The 19381-nt window shown below is 59.5% G+C and carries 16 protein-coding genes, 4 tRNA genes and 1 pseudogene; 3 read left to right on the top strand and 18 right to left on the bottom strand.

Annotated features, from left to right (window positions below; genetic code table 11):
* Positions 1–11 precede the first annotated feature (11 nt).
* Complete coding sequence (gene csrA / locus IF199_RS09985) at positions 12–206, top strand: carbon storage regulator CsrA (protein ID WP_003179932.1); 195 nt, start codon at positions 12–14, stop codon at positions 204–206.
* A gap of 220 nt (positions 207–426) precedes the next feature.
* Here csrA and IF199_RS09980 read toward each other — a convergent pair whose 3' ends face one another.
* Complete coding sequence (locus IF199_RS09980; RefSeq protein WP_192560234.1) at positions 427–882, bottom strand: DUF2214 family protein; 456 nt, start codon at positions 880–882, stop codon at positions 427–429.
* 458 nt (positions 883–1340) lie between these two features.
* Between IF199_RS09980 and IF199_RS09970 the strand changes: the two genes are divergently transcribed.
* Entirely contained in the window at positions 1341–1598 is a 258-nt protein-coding gene (locus IF199_RS09970; protein ID WP_192560232.1) for a hypothetical protein, read from the top strand.
* Between the two features lie 766 nt (positions 1599–2364).
* On the opposite strand, the pseudogene IF199_RS09965 reads toward IF199_RS09970, so the two are convergent.
* Positions 2365–3238: pseudogene (locus tag IF199_RS09965) on the bottom strand (IS3 family transposase).
* A gap of 120 nt (positions 3239–3358) precedes the next feature.
* A tRNA-Val gene (locus IF199_RS09960) sits at positions 3359–3435 on the bottom strand.
* A gap of 184 nt (positions 3436–3619) precedes the next feature.
* Between IF199_RS09960 and IF199_RS09955 the strand changes: the two genes are divergently transcribed.
* A complete protein-coding gene (locus IF199_RS09955; RefSeq protein ID WP_192560231.1) occupies positions 3620–4903 on the top strand; it encodes an NAD(P)/FAD-dependent oxidoreductase in 1284 nt (427 codons plus the stop codon).
* Between the two features lie 51 nt (positions 4904–4954).
* Here the strand turns inward: IF199_RS09955 and IF199_RS09950 are convergent, their stop codons facing one another.
* From IF199_RS09950 to IF199_RS09880, 15 genes are all read right to left on the bottom strand, one after another.
* Positions 4955–5926 (bottom strand): XdhC family protein, encoded by a 972-nt coding sequence (locus IF199_RS09950; RefSeq protein WP_192560230.1) that lies wholly within the window; start codon positions 5924–5926, stop codon positions 4955–4957.
* A gap of 2 nt (positions 5927–5928) precedes the next feature.
* A complete protein-coding gene (locus tag IF199_RS09945) occupies positions 5929–7164 on the bottom strand; it encodes a cytochrome c (protein ID WP_192560229.1) in 1236 nt (411 codons plus the stop codon).
* A gap of 2 nt (positions 7165–7166) precedes the next feature.
* On the bottom strand, positions 7167–7706 hold the full coding sequence (locus IF199_RS09940) for a (2Fe-2S)-binding protein (protein ID WP_096821208.1): 540 nt from the start codon (positions 7704–7706) through the stop codon (positions 7167–7169).
* A complete protein-coding gene (locus IF199_RS09935; RefSeq protein ID WP_192560228.1) occupies positions 7699–10530 on the bottom strand; it encodes a xanthine dehydrogenase family protein molybdopterin-binding subunit in 2832 nt (943 codons plus the stop codon). The genes IF199_RS09940 and IF199_RS09935 overlap by 8 nt, the downstream gene beginning before the upstream one ends.
* 425 nt (positions 10531–10955) lie before the next feature.
* Positions 10956–11032 (bottom strand) — tRNA-Asp (locus tag IF199_RS09930).
* 93 nt (positions 11033–11125) lie between these two features.
* Positions 11126–11202, bottom strand: a tRNA-Asp gene (locus tag IF199_RS09925).
* 55 nt (positions 11203–11257) lie between these two features.
* Positions 11258–11333 (bottom strand) — tRNA-Val (locus IF199_RS09920).
* Positions 11334–11423: 90 nt separating this feature from the next.
* A complete protein-coding gene (locus IF199_RS09915) occupies positions 11424–12200 on the bottom strand; it encodes an SDR family oxidoreductase (RefSeq protein WP_192560227.1) in 777 nt (258 codons plus the stop codon).
* Positions 12197–13408 carry an O-succinylhomoserine sulfhydrylase gene (locus IF199_RS09910; RefSeq protein ID WP_102621535.1) on the bottom strand — a complete coding sequence of 404 codons (1212 nt, stop codon included), beginning with the start codon at positions 13406–13408 and terminating at the stop codon, positions 12197–12199. The genes IF199_RS09915 and IF199_RS09910 overlap by 4 nt, the downstream gene beginning before the upstream one ends.
* An 80-nt stretch (positions 13409–13488) precedes the next feature.
* A complete protein-coding gene (purF, locus tag IF199_RS09905) occupies positions 13489–14994 on the bottom strand; it encodes an amidophosphoribosyltransferase (RefSeq protein WP_007956466.1) in 1506 nt (501 codons plus the stop codon).
* A 41-nt stretch (positions 14995–15035) separates the two neighbouring features.
* Positions 15036–15596 (bottom strand): CvpA family protein, encoded by a 561-nt coding sequence (locus tag IF199_RS09900; protein WP_007956464.1) that lies wholly within the window; start codon positions 15594–15596, stop codon positions 15036–15038.
* 98 nt (positions 15597–15694) lie between these two features.
* Entirely contained in the window at positions 15695–16363 is a 669-nt protein-coding gene (locus tag IF199_RS09895) for an SPOR domain-containing protein (RefSeq protein WP_192560226.1), read from the bottom strand.
* Entirely contained in the window at positions 16347–17654 is a 1308-nt protein-coding gene (folC, locus tag IF199_RS09890) for a bifunctional tetrahydrofolate synthase/dihydrofolate synthase (RefSeq protein WP_192560225.1), read from the bottom strand. The genes IF199_RS09895 and folC overlap by 17 nt, the downstream gene beginning before the upstream one ends.
* Complete coding sequence (gene accD / locus IF199_RS09885) at positions 17651–18571, bottom strand: acetyl-CoA carboxylase, carboxyltransferase subunit beta (protein ID WP_096821202.1); 921 nt, start codon at positions 18569–18571, stop codon at positions 17651–17653. Before accD ends, folC begins: the two co-directional genes overlap by 4 nt.
* Positions 18572–18763: 192 nt before the next feature.
* A complete protein-coding gene (locus IF199_RS09880; RefSeq protein ID WP_192560224.1) occupies positions 18764–19378 on the bottom strand; it encodes a phosphoribosylanthranilate isomerase in 615 nt (204 codons plus the stop codon).
* Between the last annotated feature and the right edge of the window lie 3 nt (positions 19379–19381).

The raw sequence follows: 19381 nt of genomic DNA, 5'->3' as shown, positions 1-19381 counted from the left end.
AGGAGAAGACCATGCTGATACTCACCCGCAAAGTCGGTGAAAGCATAAACATTGGTGATGACATTACGATCACCATCCTCGGCGTAAGCGGCCAACAGGTTCGCATCGGCATCAACGCGCCAAAGAACGTTGCCGTACACCGCGAAGAGATCTACCAGCGCATTCAGGCTGGCCTGACCGCACCGGACAAGCCACAAACCCCCTGAGCCCTGCCGCAGTCAGTAGCCAGTCCGTTCACCTTCGCGTAATGACTGGCTAAAGATCCGAGCGCCGTATTGCCATCCCCCCCCACCTCATTGGTGACGGCGCAGGCTATTTCCCCTCCTGCTGCAACTCCCTCCCCCCCTTCTTCGCAACCGATACTAACCATCATTTCAATGGCTGGCTGTCGGACGTTTCCGAATAAAAGCAGGGAATCGCGCCCGCCTAGCCGAACGTCACCCCACGCGCCATCCCGGTGGCTGCTATCACCATCAGAACCAGCAACAGCGCTTCGGCATGACTGATTCGTGCAAACATCTTGGCCCGCCCAGTGTCGAGGGGAGCTCCGCGCGCCTGACCAACGCGCCATTTGATCAACGTAATCATCGGTGCAAGCTCCAGAAGCAGAATCAGCACAAATAGCGTCATCTTCAAATGGAACAAAGGCTGATGCAGATAGTAATCGGCGCCCTTTTCATAACCGCCAAAAGCTCGCATGCCACCCGTGATCAGCAGCACCAGCGCAGATATCCCCCATAGATTGTCAGCGAGCAGAACCCGCCGAACTTCACCAGCCCCGGCAGCCAGTCGGCTGAAGGCCGTTCCGCGTGTCAGGACGGCCCAGAACCCCAGGGCAAATGCCAGCAGATGAACCGCAGCAAGAAACCAATGAAACAGCATCGATGAACCCCCGTCAGACTGAGATGAAAAATCGGCCAGACAGTAGTAGTCGAAAAAGTGTGGACTTGCCCGATGCCGCGCCAGAAAGGCACTTGGGTTGAGGGAGTCGGCAGGACGAAAGCCTGGGGAGAGGTAAATCGCAGGCAAAAAAAATCCCAAGCAGCTGATGGAAGCTTGGGATTTAAAAATGCATAAACCGTGGTGGTGAACGCGGGGCGGATATTACTGATATTTTCATTATGTAACAACGTATTTTTGATAACCGGTTGGTTCAATAAAATCGTAAGCCATTCAATATCCACATTATTTTTATGGTCTGCCAGGATCTGGCTCACCGTATGGCTTTGTGGAAAAACCATCGCCAGCAAGCAAACCCTTTTAGCCGCCCGTCACCCAAGCCGCACGCTCATCTCGTCCACCCCTCCAACAAGCAGATACCCTGAACTGAGGATTGGTCGATGAACAGAAAAATCGCAGCACTAGCCTTTGCTGGTCTTTTGTCGGCGAGCCCTATCGTCTCCATTGCCGGATCTGCCGTACCACCTGCCGCCATTCCCGGAGTGAACCAAGGTGGATCCGATTCCAAAGAAGACAAGGCTGACAAAAAAGGTGAAGAAGCATCCGGGTCAAACTCCGGAGCCGAGTCACATGAAACCAACAAGGATTCAGCCAGCTCAAGCGGCTCGAAAGAAACCACCAAAGAGCCAAAGCAGTGAAGATGGCGCTGCCTGCATGGAAGACGTAGGGTATTGAAGCAATGGGGTTAGCTGGCTTTATACGCCATACTCAGGATTTGACCGCTACTGAAATACTTCGAGTTGTCCATGCAATTGATCCAATCGTCGAAGGTGATCTCGAAACCACGACACACAAGACAGTCGAGCGCAGGGAAGCATTTCCACTTACCCTCGACCAAGCCAGCGGCATATGCCATATGACCAGGCGTCAACCATCTATAGAAAGTTTTGCGGTGTCACGAAATGAAGCCACATCGTATTTCCTGCATGATCCTTTGCTGCGTAGGCTCATTTGCAAACGCAACGGATATACCCATCACAAAGGGAATGTCTTTTTTAAGCGCTCGAAAAGAGCTGATCAATCATGGCTGGAAACCATATATCACAAACGAGACAGAGCTAATTGGCACTGAGATCCTGCTCAAAAGAAGAGGCGTTGTAGAGGTAGAGCGATGCACACAAGGGGTGCAGTACTGCGAATTCAATTACAAAAAAAACAATAGGTGCCTGGTCATCTCGACGACCGGCGAAGAAATAAAGGACTTGGTCATAAATGGCTGGGGCTTCACATGCCCAGAAAAATACTAGCCATGCGCCAATCGTCGGCCTCGCCTACCGCGGCCGACAACCAAAATGATGAAAACGAATAAGGCAGTGGAGCACAGAAAGATGTGCTCCGAGCTGACGCTCGAGGCGGCGCTTTGCAAATCGCAGTGTCTAGTCCTGAAATAGGTTTACACCTGCTTCACCCCAACGCCCGATGCGTTGCATCGGGCGTTTTGTATTTCAAAGACAGGTGCGGACGCTCGTGGTTGTAGATCGAGACCGACTCTCTCACCATCTTTTTCGCCTGCATCAAGTCCTGTGGCAGCTGGAGCAAAAGCTCCGTCTTCAAGATCCCGTTGACCCGCTCTGCCAAGGCGTTTTGGTAGCCGTCATAGCCGTCCGTCATCGAACACCTGATGCCGTGTTTCGCATGCAACTCCTGGTACATGCCCGAGCAATACTGGCTGCCTCTGTCCGAGTGATGAATCAGTGGTTGTTCCGTTCGACGCTGCTTTACCGCTCGGCGCAGTGCCTGCGCTACTGATTCGGTGTGCAGGCTTTCATGAACGTGATAGCTCACGATCTTTAGCGAAAAAGCATCCGTCACCAGGCTCAGATAAGCCACACCTTCCTGAGTGGGTAGATAGGTGATGTCAGCCACCCAGACTTGCTCAGGTTTTGGATTCGTTTTTGCGCGAGGACTTGCCGGGACGCTTTTTTACGACAGAGAGGCCGTAGTCATTTTTCAAGACATCCACGACTGCCTCGAAAAACTGGGCTTTCTGATTGGACAGAGCCAACTGCTCTTCAAGCTCTTTGATGCGTTGCTCTGGCGTTAATGGTCGGTTTTTGTCGGGCATAGACCCCATCCTCGGCGAGCCAATGTATGTGCCCGGGCTCCAATCCTGCCGACCGTGCTTGCGTAACCACATCAGAACAGTCGTTTTGCCTTGAATCCCGTAGCGCTCCTGAGCCTCTTTATAACTCAGCTCGCCTCTTTCGACCTGATCCACGACCGACAATTTAAAAGTCAGCGTGTAGTCTCGCTGACTACGCCTTTTAGCCGCTTCCATTACGTCCTCCTGAAAATAGATCAGAAGGTGTAAACCTTATTCAGGACGGAACACAGACAACAAAAAAGGGCCCACCTTTCGGTGAGCCCTTCTAGACCGCCCAGCAGAGCGGATTTTGTTTGGTAGGCGCGATTGGACTCGAACCAACGACCCCCACCATGTCAAGGTGGTGCTCTAACCAACTGAGCTACGTGCCTGCTGTGAGGCGGCATTCTACGGAATTCCGGAGGGGTGTCAACACCTTTTTTTCACCTAACCCTATGAATATGCAAAATATTTAATTTCGACCCGTCGCAAGAAGATTTCCCGGTGGCTGGCGGAGGTTTTTCAACTCGGGTAGGATCGTCGCACTCGTAAAATATATTAAACAGAGGCTGCAGGATGGCGAACACCCCTTACCCAGAGTCTTATTACGCGGCGTCGGCCAACGCCGTACCACCACGCCCTGCCCTGCAGGATGACGTGGAGACGGATGTCTGTGTGATCGGCGCTGGTTATACGGGACTTTCCTCGGCCCTGTTCCTGCTGGAAAACGGTTTTCGCGTGACTGTGCTGGAAGCCGCCAAAGTCGGTTTCGGCGCGTCGGGGCGCAATGGCGGGCAAATCGTCAACAGCTACAGTCGTGACATTGACGTGATCGAGCGCAGCGTCGGCCCAAAGCAGGCTCAATTGCTCGGGCAAATGGCATTCGAGGGCGGCCGGATCATTCGTGATCGCGTCAGCAAGTACAACATCCAGTGCGACCTGAAGGACGGCGGTGTATTCGCAGCCATTACTGCCAAACAGATGGGTCACCTGGAATCGCAGAAACGCTTGTGGGAACGCTTCGGGCACACCCAGCTTGAACTGCTCGATCAGCGCCGCATCCGCGAAGTGGTGGCCTGCGATCAATACGTCGGCGGCATGCTCGACATGAGCGGTGGCCACATCCACCCGCTGAACCTGGCCCTTGGCGAAGCCGCCGCCGTGGAGTCCCTGGGCGGCACTATCTATGAACAGTCACCCGCGGTGCGCATCGAACGCGGCGCCAACCCGGTCGTGCATACGCCGCAGGGCAAGGTCAGGGCCAAATTCATTATCGTTGCCGGTAACGCTTACCTCGGCAACCTGGTGCCGGAACTGGCAGCCAAATCGATGCCGTGCGGCACTCAAGTCATCACCACCGAACCCCTCGGTGATGACCTGGCCAAAACCCTGTTACCGCAGGATTACTGCGTCGAAGACTGCAACTACTTGCTCGATTACTACCGTCTTACTGGCGACAAGCGCCTGATCTTCGGCGGCGGCGTGGTTTACGGCGCCCGGGACCCGGCGAATATCGAGGCGATCATCCGCCCGAAAATGCTCAAGGCGTTCCCGCAACTCAAGGACGTGAAAATCGACTACGCCTGGACCGGCAATTTCCTGCTGACCCTGTCGCGCCTGCCTCAGGTCGGGCGCCTGGGCGACAACATCTATTACTCCCAAGGCTGCAGCGGCCACGGCGTGACCTACACGCACCTGGCCGGCAAGGTATTGGCCGAAGCGCTGCGAGGCCAGGCCGAGCGCTTCGATGCGTTTGCCGACCTGCCGCACTATCCGTTCCCCGGCGGGCAATTGCTGCGCACGCCGTTTGCCGCACTGGGCGCGTGGTACTACGGACTGCGCGACAAGCTCGGTTTCTGACGCGCAAAAAAGGGGCCGCTGAAAAGCGGCCCCTTTTACATCCAGCACGGATTACAGTTGATCTCGCGCAATCCCGCTACGAATCCGCAGGATATCCGCCAGCACCGCCAAGGCAATTTCCGACGGGGTCTTACTACCGAGGTTAAGACCGATCGGCGCATGAATCCGCGCCAGCTCGCCCTCTCCCAATCCGCCAATCCGACGCAATCGCTCGAAGCGCTTCTGCGACGTCTGCTGCGAGCCCATTACGCCGATGTAGAACGCTTCTGTGCGCACCGCTTCCATCATCGCCAGATCGTCGATACGCGGATCATGGGTCAACGCCACCACCGCCGTATCACGGTGACAGCCACCATCGGCGATGAACACCGACGGCAATTGCCGGCGAATCTCCACGCCATTGAGCACCACGCCTTCCAGCACCTCTTCACGCGGGTCGCAGAGAATCACCTCGAAACCGAGACCCACTGCGAACTCCGCACACGCCTGCGCCACGCTGGAATAGCCGGCCAGCAACAAACGCTGAGCAGCACCGATGCGTATCCGTACCCGGTCGATTTCACGCTCGATCCGCGCACCTTGCTCGCGATCTGCAAACACGCTGCGCGCGCCAGTGGCCAGGTCGACCTCGCGAATCAACCGGCGCTGACCCAGCAACGCCGATTCAAGCTCACGCAGATGCGCCTGCACATCGCAGTCGGCGTCAAATTTCTCTACCAGTACATCGAGAATGCCGCCACACGGCAGGCTGACCCGCGAGCGCGGATCGTCACCTTCGCCATAGCGCACCACGTTGATCGCATCGAGAAATGCACCTTCGGCGACACGCTCGAGAAAATCCTCCTCGACGCAGCCACCGGACAGCGACCCGATCCACTGTCCGTCGTCGTTCACCGCCAGCAGCGAACCCGGCGCGCGAGGCGCCGAGCCGTAGGTCGTCAGCACGGTGCAAAGCCAGATGCGCTGCCCCGCTGTCGACCACTCCAGCGCCCGCCGCACAACCTGCAGATCGAGATGCTGCATGATCAGTGCGCCTTGTGCTCGATGGACGGTGCGTCAGCCTTGAGCTTCTGCACATCGCCCACCGCCAATTCAGCAGACTGACCACCCCAACCCTGACGCAGGTAGTTCAGCAGATCGGTCAGTTGTTCGGCACTGAGCTTGTCGGCAAAACCGGGCATCGGCTGCATGTGTTCGAACCCGGCGAATTTCTGTTCGCCGATACCATCCTCGATCACTCGCAACAGGTTGCGTGGGTCTTCCAGACGCAGCGTGGTGTTGCCGCGCATGGCCACCGCGATGTGCGGCTTGCCTTCGCCACCAGCCGCGTGACAGCCGGCGCAGACGTTCAAGTATTCCTGACGACCGCGTTGAGCGCTGGCACTGAGTTTTTCCACCGGCACTTCGGCCAGCTCTTTCGCTGCTGGCGGCTTGTCGCCGAGCAGGAATGTTGCCATCGCCGCCAGATCCAGATCATTCAGGCCCTGGGTGCTGTTGTGGAACACCGGGAACATTTCGTTGAACATCGTGCCTTGGGCGCTCATGCCGTGCTTGAGGAACGTACTCAGGTCCTGATGATTCCAGCCGCGCGCCGCCAGATCCGTCGCCAACAGGCTCGGTGCCAGGTAGCCGTTGAGGATGCCGCCGGTCAGGCGTTTGTCCAGTTGCATCGCGCCAGGCAAGCCGCGCGGTGTATGGCATTCGCCGCAATGTCCAAGCACTTCGACCATGTACTGGCCGCGCTTCCAGGCGTCGCTTTTGCCTTCGACAGACTCAAGCTTCAAAGCCTTGCCGTACATCATGTTCCAGCCCATCAGGCCCGGGCGCACGTTGAACGGGAAGCTCAGGCTCGTCACCGGCGCAGCACGCTCGATCGGCTCGACAGTTTTCAGGTACGCATGGATCGCGTCCGAATCCGCACGCGGCATCAAGTGATACGAGGTGTACGGCATCGCCGGGTACAGGTTGGCGCCATCACGACGCTTGCCTTCAGTCAGCGCAGCGAAAAACTCGTCATCGTTGTACAGACCGATGCCGTGCTCTTTGCTCGGCGTGATGTTGGTGCCGTAGATCGTGCCGAACGGCGAGACGATCGGCAGGCCGCCGGCAAACGGCGCACCGCCGGGTGCCGTGTGGCAAGCCATGCAGTCGGCCGCGCGGGCGAGGTATTCGCCGCGTTTGGCCTGATCATCCGCGTGCGCCGCCAACACAGGCGCGGCCAGCCCGACCGCCAGGGTCAGGCGGGTCAGTAATTGCTTCATGCTTAACCCTCCTTGACCAGGCCGAGATCGGTCAGCACGTTGCGGGTGGCGTTGTAGTAACGCACGTACCCGGTACAACGGCAGACGTGATGGCCGAGGCTGTCCTCGATGACTTGTTCCAGTTTGCTTTTGACGATCGGCTGGCGTTGCAGCTTTTCCACCAGCACGGTCGCGGCATTGACAAAGCCCGGTGCGCAGTAGCTGCACTGGAAGGCGAATTCGTCGACGAAACGTTGCTGGATCGGGTTCAGCTCGGTGACCTGGCCTTGCTCGTCACGCTTGGCATGACCTTCGATGGTGCGGACTTTCTTGCCTTCGAAGTAATGCGCGCCGGTGATACAGGTGCGCACTTCTTCGCTGGTGCCGTCCGGGTTGTCGACGATCACCACGCAGGCGTGGCAAATGCCCTGGCCACAGCCCAAGCGCGAACCGGTGAGATTCTTGTATTCGTGCAGGTAGTCGATCATAGGCAGGTCATCAGGGATGTCCACCGGGCCGACGGTTTGACCGTTGAGGGTCAGTTGAAGCGGACGGTTAGCCATTGAGGGCCTCCTTGATGCGCGTAGCAGTGATTGGAAGATCGCGGACTCGTTTACCGATAGCGTGCGCCACGGCGTTCCCGATGGCGCCGACCACCGGGATCATCACCACTTCGGCGATGCCTTTGGACGGGTCGCTTGGCGACAGCGGCGGCAGGATTTCCGACGTCTGCTTCCACACCGCCACATGGCGCGCCATCGGCAGGCGATAACGGTTGAAGTTCCAGTCACCCTCCCCCGGCCCGCCTTCGTACAGCGGCATCTCTTCCATCAAGGCGTGGCCGATACCCATGGCGATACCGCCTTCGAGCTGGCCACGAACCAATTCCTCGACCAGCACCCGACCGCACTCCAGCCACGAGTGATGGTTGAGCACTTCGACTTCTGCCGAACCTTTGTTGACCTTCAACTCGACCAGCGTCGCCACCGGGCTGTAGTAGGTCACGGCGGCGTTGTTCAGCTGAACCACCGGATAGGCGATGTTCTGCCGATCCAGCAGATGGAAACCGTCGCTGGTCATCTGCGCTTTCTTGGCTTTCGGAGCGCCGTCGCCGTACTTCACCGCCAGACCGTCCAGCGGCAGACGCTCGCGTACGCCGTCGATGCTGTATTCAGCTTCTGCCCAGCTCCAGCGGTTGAAACCGTGAACTGTGGCGGCGGTGACCAGACCGCGCTCGTGAGCGCGCTTGGCCAGTTCCTCGAAGCTCAGCGGCTGCATGCCGTTGGCGGTCAACTTGCCATCAACCCAATGCGCATCTTCGCGACGCACCACGTAGGGGTTGGCCTGGCCGCCGTACGGGCCCTGACGCCAGATCTCCAGCGCCGCCGGCCACAAACCGTGGTTAAACAGCACGCGCGCCGCTTCACGGGTGGCGTGGCTGAAGTAGTAGGCGGAGTTGGTCGCGGACGAGGCTGAAGCCAGTTTGCCGACCCAGCGCGGGTTGCGCAGGAAGTTGTCCTGCTCAGCCTGGCTCATGATGTAAGGGTTGCCGGCGGTGACCAGCTGCATTTCCTTCCATTCGGTCTCACCGGTCTTCACGTCGTGCGCCGGGCTGCCGAGGAAATCAGCGACCACCAGGGCTTGCGAAGTGGACATGCCGGTACCGATCTCGATACCGATGTGACGCAGGGAAATGCGCCCTTCAGCGGTGAATTCGATGCTGGCCATCGGCGCTTCGGAACCGGTGCCGAAGTCTTTCTGGCAAATGGCGAAACCCACGCCATACCAGTTGTCCGGATCTGCCGCTTCGCGCTGTTTCTTTATTGCGTCGCGGTTCTTCCAGACTTCGTGCAGCGAAGCCTTGTCGAGAATCTCGTGCAGGCGCAGCGCACCAGCCGGGATCGCGCCCTGGGTGTTTTTCATTCCCGAGCGCAGCGCGTTCTTGCGACGCAGGTCGATCGCATCGACACCGAGGCGGTCGGCGATTTCGTCGACCATCATTTCGGTGGAAGCCATGCTCTGTAGCGTGCCGTAGCCGCGCATCGAACCCGCTTCAACCCCGCGGGAGTGGTAAGCGGTAACTTGCAGATCGTTCTGCGGCATGTAGTAGATCGACTGAGCCGCCGTTGCGCCAACCGCAGCCACCGACGGGCTGTAGTTGATCCGACCGCCGCCATCGACGCTCATCTCGGCACGGAAAATCTTGAAGCTGTGGTCGGTCTTGTCCACCGCCAACTGGTAACGAATGTCGAACGGGTGACGCTTGATGCCGCTCTGGAACTGCTCGTAGCGGTCGTTGGCCAGGCGAATCGGCACACCCGCGCCATACAACGCCGCCAGGGCCGCGTAGTAGACGAAAATGTTGTGGTCCTTGGAACCGTAACCGACGGTGTAACCCGGGTGCATATTCAGGTTGGCCAGGCCGAAGCGCGACGGCGAGATCATCTTCGCGGTCTCGGTTGCCGCTTCCAGCGGGCACTGGGTGGCGACGACGAAATGCAGGGTCTTGGTCGCAGGGTCGTACCAGCCGTTGCCGTTGTCCGGCTCCATCGCAGCAGGCTCGATAGACGGGGTCTTGTAACGCTCGTCGAACACCAGCCAGTTGTCCGGTGGGGTGTCGATCTCTTTCTTCATGCGATCGGCGTAGAACAGGCCGCGCTCGGTCAGGTTGCCGTGCAGGTTCGGCTGGGAATTCCACACCGGGCGACGGTTTTTCAGCATCGGAAACAGGATCGAGTCCTTGAGGCTGGCGAACTCGTCTTCGTCCGCCGACGTCGGGCCACCGACGCGCACGTAGCGGAAACTGCCATAGGGATCGCCTTCGTAGAACGGCACTTGCGCACCGTAACGAATCGCCTTGTCATTAAATTTGAGTTTGTTCTTGGCCTGACGGAAACGCTCGAAATCGTTCCAGATCAGGATCGCGACCGGGTGACCGATGAACATCGGCACCTTGCCCTCAGGCAGCAAGGGATCCGGAGCGTGCTCTTCCGGGAATACGATGCCGTCCTTGTCCAGGTCGGCAGCGGTGACGATGCGATCAGGCTGCAAATCGGCGCCGAGCCACGACAGGTCATAGCCCTCGTAGATTCGGTCGGCCTTGATGGTTTTCAGCAACATGGCGTGGCCTTGCTGCTGGGGCCAGCCCGGCATGTCCTTGGAACGGATGTCGCGGGCAAACACCTTGCTGCCGCAGACCTTGGACAAGGCATCGTTACGCTGGCGTGCCTTGCCGTTGTTGCCGAGCCACTGCTCGGACGGCACGGTCACGCTGTTTTCCATCAAGGCAGCCAGCGCCTGACTGCTGAGCGGCGTGAGCGTAACGCTCACACCCGCCACCAGCCCGCCCTGAAGGAACGAGCGCCGGGATATTTCACGGTTGGACATGGATCATCCTCTGGGCGGTTATGGATCCGCCCTTCTGGTTATCTACTGGGAATCTCGAGTCTTGCAGAAGCCCTTTTTGGCTAAACAAAGGACGTGATGACAGTGCAAAGCTGACCGAAAGGTTAACTTTAAAGGTTTCTGCGCTCGCAGCAAACAACCAGTTACAAAAATCTGACTAAAGAATCAAAAATCAATGCGACATCGCATCGCAGCGACCCGTGGACGCAGGGGAGACTGTCCGGCGGCATCGAACGAGCCACAGCTGCGTTCGTTGCTGGACAACAAAAAGAGGAGTTTTTTTGGAGAGGTCAAATTTCAGACACAAAAAACCCCGGTCTTTCGACCAGGGTCTTTGCTATCGATTCCGAATCAACCAAAGGTTGCTTTCGGTGTTTCAAGGCGTTCAGTGGTCCTTGAAACAGATATGGCGCAGCGGACGGGACTCGAACCCGCGACCCCCGGCGTGACAGGCCGGTATTCTAACCGACTGAACTACCGCTGCGTATCGCTTTGAGCTGACGCTCAAGTAACTCGTTTGACTGAAAGCTTCGGTGCTTTTCAATCGCGAACCAGACAGTGTCTGACTCGTTAAATATGGCGCAGCGGACGGGACTCGAACCCGCGACCCCCGGCGTGACAGGCCGGTATTCTAACCGACTGAACTACCGCTGCGCGTCGGTGGAGGCACTTTCAGCCTACCTCTTGCTTTCGCAAGTTTCTCGGGGAGTGGTGGGTGATGACGGGATCGAACCGCCGACATTCTGCTTGTAAGGCAGACGCTCTCCCAGCTGAGCTAATCACCCGTTTGCATCTCCGAGGCCGCGAAATTTACGCAGGTAGCGAACCTAAGTCAATAGCAGGATTGAAGTTTTTCTCAAAAAGACAAAAACATGTCATTCCGAGTAGATCATCTTCTTGGTCATGCCGCCGTCGACCACGAATTCTTGGCCTGTCACAAACCCGGCATTCTTCGACAGCAGCCAGGCCACCATCGCCGCCACGTCCTCGACCGTCCCTACCCTGCCCGCCGGATGCTGGGCATGGTCGATATCGGTCAGAGGCTCGGCGCGGCGCGCAGAGGGATCCCGCGCATCGATCCAGCCCGGACTGACCGCATTGACGCGAATCTCCGGCCCGAGGCTGATCGCCAGTGCGTGAGTCAACGCCAGCAAGCCGCCCTTGCTCGCCGCATAGGCTTCGGTATCAGGTTCCGACTGCGCCGCACGGGTCGAGGCCAGATTGACGATCGCCCCGTTGTGCGCCCGCAGATACGGCGCACAATGCTTGGCCAGCAACATCGGACCACTGAGATTCACCGCCAGCACCCGATTCCAGTAGGCCAGATCCAGGCTTTCCAGCGTGATGTTGTGCGGATCGGCCACCGCCGCGTTGCACACCAACGCATCCAGACGGCCGAATTGCCCCAACACTTCAGCGACGCCAAGCGCCACCTGGCTTTCATCCGCCACGTCCATGGCGATGAACCAGGCGTTCTCACCCAGCACTTTCGCCACTTTGGAACCACGCACCCGGTCCAGATCCGACAGCACCACCTGCCAGCCTTCGCTGATCAGCCACGCCGCGATCCCCAGCCTGATACCGCGAGCGGCACCCGTGACCAGCGCAACGCGGCCATGGGTGCCCGTATTTGGCGTAGACAACTCGATCACAACGCCGCCAGACCGCGCGCCAGGTCGGCTTGCAGGTCAGCGACGTCTTCCAGACCGACCGCGATGCGGATCAGGCTGTCACGAATCCCCGCCGCTTCACGCTCCTGCGGCGCCAGACGGCCGTGGGACGTGGTGCTCGGGTGAGTGATGGTGGTCTTGCTGTCACCCAGGTTGGCGGTGATCGAAATCAACCGGGTCGCATCGATAAAGCGCCAGGCGCCCTCTTTGCCGCCCTTCACCTCGAAGCTGACCACCGCACCGAAGCCCTTCTGCTGACGCTGGGCCAGTTCGTGCTGCGGATGGCTCTTGAGACCGGCGTAATGCACTTTTTCGATGCCGTCCTGCTGCTCCAGCCACTCGGCCAGTTGCTGGGCGTTGGCACAGTGCGCCTTCATCCGCAGATTCAGGGTTTCCAGACCCTTGAGGAAGATCCAGGCGTTGAACGGGCTCAGGGTTGGCCCGGCGGTACGCAGGAAGCCGACGATTTCTTTCATCTGCTCGCTGCGACCGGCAACCACGCCGCCCATGCAACGGCCCTGGCCGTCGATGAACTTGGTGGCCGAATGCACAACGATGTCTGCGCCCAACTTCAGCGGCTGCTGCAACGCCGGCGTGCAGAAGCAGTTGTCGACCACCAGCATCGCGCCCTTGGCGTGAGCGATTTCCGACAGCGCGGTGATATCCACCAGCTCAGCCAGCGGGTTGGACGGCGACTCGACGAACAGCAGTTTGGTGTTGGACTTGATCGCCGCATCCCAGGCCGACAGATCGGCCAGCGGAACGTAATCGACTTCCACGCCGAAGCGCTTGAAGTACTTCTCGAACAGGCTGATGGTCGAACCGAACACGCTGCGCGACACCAGCACATGATCGCCGGCACTGCACAGGCTCATCACCACCGCCATGATCGCGGCCATGCCAGTCGCCGTCGCTACGGCTTGCTCAGCGCCTTCCAGCGCAGCAATGCGCTCTTCGAACGAGCGAACGGTCGGATTGGTATAACGCGAGTAAACGTTGCCCGGCACTTCCCCGGCAAACCGCGCAGCGGCGTCGGCGGCGGTACGGAACACGTAGCTGGAAGTGAAGAACATCGGATCACCGTGCTCGCCTTCCGGCGTACGGTGCTGACCGGCACGTACGGCCAGGGTATCGAACGCTACGCCTTCAAGGTCGCTGTCCAGCCGACCGGCATCCCATTCCTGACTCATGCTGTCACTCCTTGCCCTGTTCTCGATAAATAAAAGTCTTTTGCCAGATACAAAACCGGCCCCTAAGGGCCGGTTGAAACTCAGTTGTTGTACAGATCGATGATCGCACTGACCGCCTGGGTCTTGACCTTCGAGGCATCGTTGCGTGCCTGTTCGATCTTGTTCAGGTAAGCCTCATCGACGTCGCCGGTGACGTACTTGCCGTCAAACACCGCGCAATCGAAGTTTTCGATCTTGATCTTGCCGCCGCCGACCGCTTCGATCAAGTCAGGCAGGTCCTGATAGATCAGCCAGTCAGCGCCGATCAGGTCAGCGACATCCTGAGTCGAACGATTGTGCGCGATCAGCTCGTGAGCGCTCGGCATGTCGATGCCGTACACGTTCGGGAAGCGCACAGCCGGAGCGGCCGAGCAGAAGTAGACGTTTTTCGCGCCGGCTTCGCGGGCCATCTGGATGATCTGCTTGCAGGTGGTGCCGCGAACGATCGAGTCGTCCACCAGCATCACGTTCTTGCCGCGGAATTCCAGCTCGATGGCATTGAGCTTCTGGCGTACCGATTTCTTGCGTGCAGCCTGGCCTGGCATGATGAAGGTACGGCCGATGTAACGGTTCTTGACGAAGCCTTCGCGGAATTTCACGCCCAGATGGTTCGCCAGTTCCAGAGCCGCAGTACGGCTGGTGTCCGGAATCGGGATGACCACGTCGATGTCGTGCTCAGGACGCTCGCGCAGAATCTTCTCGGCCAGCTTCTCACCCATGCGCAGACGGGCCTTGTAGACCGACACGCCGTCGATGATCGAGTCCGGACGCGCCAGGTAGACGTGTTCGAAGATGCACGGGGTCAGGGACGGGTTGGTCGCGCACTGACGGGTGTGCAGCTTGCCGTCTTCAGTGATGTAGACCGCTTCGCCCGGTGCCAGGTCGCGAATCAGGGTGAAGCCGAGCACGTCGAGTGAAACGCTTTCGGAGGCGATCATGTACTCGACGCCTTCGTCGGTGTGACGCTGGCCGAACACGATCGGACGAATGCCGTGCGGGTCACGGAAACCGACGATGCCGTAACCGGTCACCATCGCCACGACCGCGTAACCACCGACACAACGGTTGTGCACGTCGGTCACCGCAGCAAACACGTCTTCTTCAGTCGGCTGCAACTTGCCGCGCTGGGCCAGTTCGTGAGCGAACACGTTGAGCAGCACTTCCGAGTCGGAGCTGGTGTTGACGTGACGCAGATCGGATTCGTAGATTTCCTTGGCCAACTGTTCAACGTTGGTCAGGTTGCCGTTGTGCGCCAGGGTGATGCCGTACGGCGAGTTGACGTAGAACGGCTGGGCCTCGGCCGACGTCGAGCTGCCGGCGGTCGGGTAACGGACGTGACCGATACCCATGTGGCCGACCAGGCGCTGCATGTGACGCTGCTGAAACACGTCACGCACCAGGCCATTGTCCTTGCGCAAGAACAACCGGCCATCATGGCTGGTCACGATACCGGCAGCGTCCTGGCCGCGGTGCTGGAGCACGGTTAGCGCGTCATACAGCGCCTGATTGACGTTCGACTTACCGACGATACCGACGATGCCACACATGCGACGCAACCCCTACTTAATGGATCTGAACTGAACAACACTCACTGAGGCGTTTTGGCCGACGGCAAGAGTTGCTCCTTGAACGGAATATCAGCGGGTACGCTGATTCCGCTGGCAAGCCACTGACTGCTCCACCCGAGAATCAGGTTCTTGGACCAGTCTGCGACCAATAGAAACTTTGGCACGAGCTGTGATTCTTTCCACCACCCGTCCTGCTGTACCGGCCCCAGGCTCAACAGCCCGACCGCCACGACCACCAGCAACACGCCACGCGCAGCGCCGAAGGCCATGCCGAGGAATCGATCGGTCCCGGACAACCCGGTGACGCGAACCAACTCGCCGATAAGATAATTGATCATTGCGCCCACGATCAGTGTGGCGACAAACATGATGGCACAGCCCGTGATCACACGAGCCGATGGCGTTTGAATGTATCCGGCGAGGTACTCGGACAGTGAGCCACCGAACATCCAGGCAACAGCTCCTGCGATGATCCAGGTCACCAGCGACAATGCTTCTTTGACGAAGCCGCGGCTCAAACTGATCAATGCGGAGATGGCGATGATTGCAACGATCGCCCAGTCAACCCAGGTAAATGGCACAGTGCAGCCTACAGACGGATAAGGCGGCGCATTTTAGCAGAGCGCAGGGCTGTCGGTAAGCTGCGAATGTCAGTGCATTTCAATCGAGGTGATAGTTTTCAGCCACGCTCGGGCTGGAAGCGCACCACAAACCCCTTGAGGTTCTGCTGGCGACTCAACAAATCGCGCAAACGATCGGCTTCGGCGCGCTCGATCAGCGGACCGACGAACACCCGGTTCTTGCCATCGGCGGAACGGATGTAAGCGTTGTAGCCCTGACTGCGCAGGGTCTTCTGCAGGCTTTCGGCGCTGGCGCGGCTCGACAGACTGGCCAGTTGCACCGACCAGCTCACTGACAAGCCATTGGCGTCGACGCGACTCTGAGTAGTATCCGGTTTGGCAGAAAGCGCAGCGATCGGCTGGGCCGGGGCTGCGGCAGGTTTGGCCACGGGAGCCGGTGCCGGCGCGACCGCAACCGGTTTGGCCACGGGCGCAGGAGCCGGAGCTGCAGGCGCAGGCGCAATCGGTGCCGCTGGCGCCGTCTGCTCGGCAACTTCGTCATCGCTCGGCACAGGCTCTTGCGGCAGAACCTGCGGCTCAGGCACTGCCACTGTCTCCATCTGGATCTGCGCCACGGCGGGTGCCTGCGGTGCAGCCGGCGCCTCGACGGTCACCTGACGTTGTTCGTCCTGACGGGAAAACAGCATCGGCAGGAAAATCACCGCCAGCGCCACCAGCACCAGGGCACCGACCATGCGTTGCTTATACGCCTTATCCAGCAAAGCCATTTGCTGCTTCCTCCGTGGAGCGCCGAGACAGCCATTCAAGGGCCTCGGCGACACAATAAAATGATCCGAACAGCAAGATCTCGTCGTCGCTGGTGGCCACTGCGCACTGCCCTTCCAGAGCGGCCGCCACGCTGTCATAAGACGTGACCGAGGCGCCAAGGTTCTGCAATGCCTGATTCAATTCAGCCACCGGACGCGCACGCGGCGAATCCAGCGGCGCCACCGCCCAATGCTGGACGCTGGCATTCAATTCACCGACCACACCGTCCAGATCCTTGTCCGCCAACAGGCCGAACACAGCCAGGCGCTTGCCGACCGGTGGACGAGCAGCCAGACGCCGGGCCAGGTACTCCGCCGCATGCGGGTTATGACCGACATCCAGCAACAGGTTCAGGCGCTTGCCATTCCATTCGAACGAACGGCGATCAAGACGACCGACCACGCGAGTCGCCTGCAAGGCCGCAACAATCTGTTGAGCATCCCAAGGCAACCCGAGCAACAGATAAGCCTGCAAGGCCAGCGCGGCATTCTCCATCGGCAGGTCAAGCAGCGGCAAATCACGCAGCTCTACGACCTGACCGTCAGCATCAGTGCCACGCCACTGCCAGAATTGATCAGTGATGCCGAGATCGAAATCGCGCCCACGCAGGAAAAACGGGCAAGCAAGCTCGCGCGCCTTGTCCAGCAAAGGTTGTGGAGGATTCAGATCGCCGCACAGTGCAGGTTTGCCCTGACGGAAAATCCCGGCCTTCTCGAAGGCCACGGATTCGCGGGTATTGCCCAGGTAATCGGCATGGTCGACACCGATGCTGGTGACCAGCGCGATGTCGGCATCGACCACGTTGACCGTGTCCAGACGCCCGCCCAGACCGACTTCAAGCACCACTGCATCGAGCCCGGTCTGTTGAAACAGCCAGAACGCCGCCAGGGTGCCCATTTCGAAGTAAGTCAGGGAAGTCTCGCCCCGCCCGGCCTCGACCGCCGCGAAGGCTTCGCACAACTGTGCATCAGTGGCTTCGACGCCATTGAGCTGCACCCGCTCGTTGTAACGCAGCAGGTGCGGGGAATTGTAGACACCAACGCTCAGGCCCTGCGCCCGCAGCAACGAAGCCACGAAAGCGCAGGTCGAACCTTTGCCGTTGGTGCCGGTGACCGTAATCACCCGAGGCGCCGGCTGGCCCAGCCCCATGCGGGACGCTACCTGTTGCGAACGCTCCAGCCCCATGTCGATGGCCGAGGGATGCAACTGCTCAAGGTAGGCGAGCCACTCGCCAAGGGTGCGCTCGGTCATACGTTGGCAGGCACCGGCGGAACGACGATCGGCTCGATCGGCGCAGCAACGAAGGTCGGGGTCGGCTTGCCGGTCAGTTGCGCCAGCAGATTACCCAGACGTGGACGCAGTTCACGACGGTCGATGATCAGGTCGATTGCACCGTGCTCCAGCAGGAACTCGCTGCGCTGGAAACCTTCCGGCAGTTTTTCGCGAACGGTCTGCTCGATCACGCGCGGACCGGCGAAGCCGATCAGGGCTTTCGGCTCACCGACGATCACGTCGCCCAGCATTGCCAGACTGGCGGAAACGCCGCCGTAGACCGGATCGGTCAGCACGGAGATGAACGGAATGCCTTCTTCACGCAGACGCGCCAGTACGGCCGACGTCTTGGCCATCTGCATCAGCGAGATCAGGGCTTCCTGCATTCGCGCGCCACCGGAGGCGGAGAAGCAGATCATCGGGCAACGGTTTTCCAGGGCGTAGTTGGCGGCGCGCACGAAGCGCTCACCGACGATGGCGCCCATGGAACCGCCCATGAAGCTGAATTCGAACGCCGAAACCACCACCGGCATGCCCAGCAGGGTGCCGCTCATGGAAATCAGTGCGTCTTTCTCGCCGGTCTGCTTCTGGGCAGCGGTCAGACGATCCTTGTACTTCTTGCCGTCGCGGAACTTCAGACGGTCAACCGGCTCCAGGTCAGCACCCAGTTCGGCACGGCCTTCGGCATCCAGGAAAATGTCGATGCGCGCACGTGCGCCGATGCGCATGTGGTGGTTGCATTTAGGGCAAACGTCCAGGGTCTTTTCCAGCTCCGGACGATACAGCACAGCCTCGCAGGACGGGCATTTGTGCCACAGACCTTCAGGCACCGAGCTCTTCTTGACCTCCGAACGCATGATCGAAGGGATCAGCTTGTCTACCAACCAGTTGCTCATGCTTTCTTTCTCCAGTACCGGCGGCCCGAACGCTCTGGTTCGCGGCCCCGCGTATGCCCTTCAGCTAAATTCATGTGTGGCGATGATCGTCTGGGCTGCCGGGTCAGCGGAACTGACCTGCGTACAACCCGAAAAGACCCTCAGCCTCTTTTCTACAGAGCTGTGGACGGCGGCAGTCTGCCAGCCGTCACATCAACGTACGGCGTTGATGAACGCCCGAATCTTTGCATGATCCTTGATGCCCTTGCTCGCCTCTACCCCACCGCTGACATCCACTGCGTATGGCCGCACCCGGGCAACGGCATCGGCGACGTTCTCCGGTGTCAGCCCGCCGGCCAGAATCAGCGGCTTGCTCAAACCCTGCGGAATCAATGACCAGTCGAACGCCTCGCCGGTTCCACCGGGCACGCCCTCAACATACGTATCGAGCAGCACGCCACTGGCGCTCGGGTAGGCATCGCAGGCGGCGGCGATGTCATCGCCCGCCTTGACCCGCAGGGCCTTGATATAAGGCCGATGCCAGCCTTCGCAGTCGGCGGCGGATTCATCACCGTGAAATTGCAGCAGATCCAGCGGCACGGCATCGAGGATTTCCCCGAGCTCGCAGCGACTGGCATTGACGAACAGCCCGACCGTGGTCACGAACGGCGGCAATGCAGCGATGATCGCGCGCGCCTGCTGAGCGGTTACCGCCCGTGGACTCTTAGCGTAGAACACAAACCCGATGGCATCGGCCCCGGCCTCGACGGCTGCCAACGCATCTTCTATGCGGGTAATCCCGCAAATCTTGCTGCGAACGGCCGACATGTC

The sequence above is a fragment of the Pseudomonas allokribbensis genome (genome assembly GCF_014863605.1).
GTDB lineage: Bacteria > Pseudomonadota > Gammaproteobacteria > Pseudomonadales > Pseudomonadaceae > Aquipseudomonas > Aquipseudomonas allokribbensis.
This window is presented reverse-complemented; position numbering and strand designations above follow the sequence as displayed.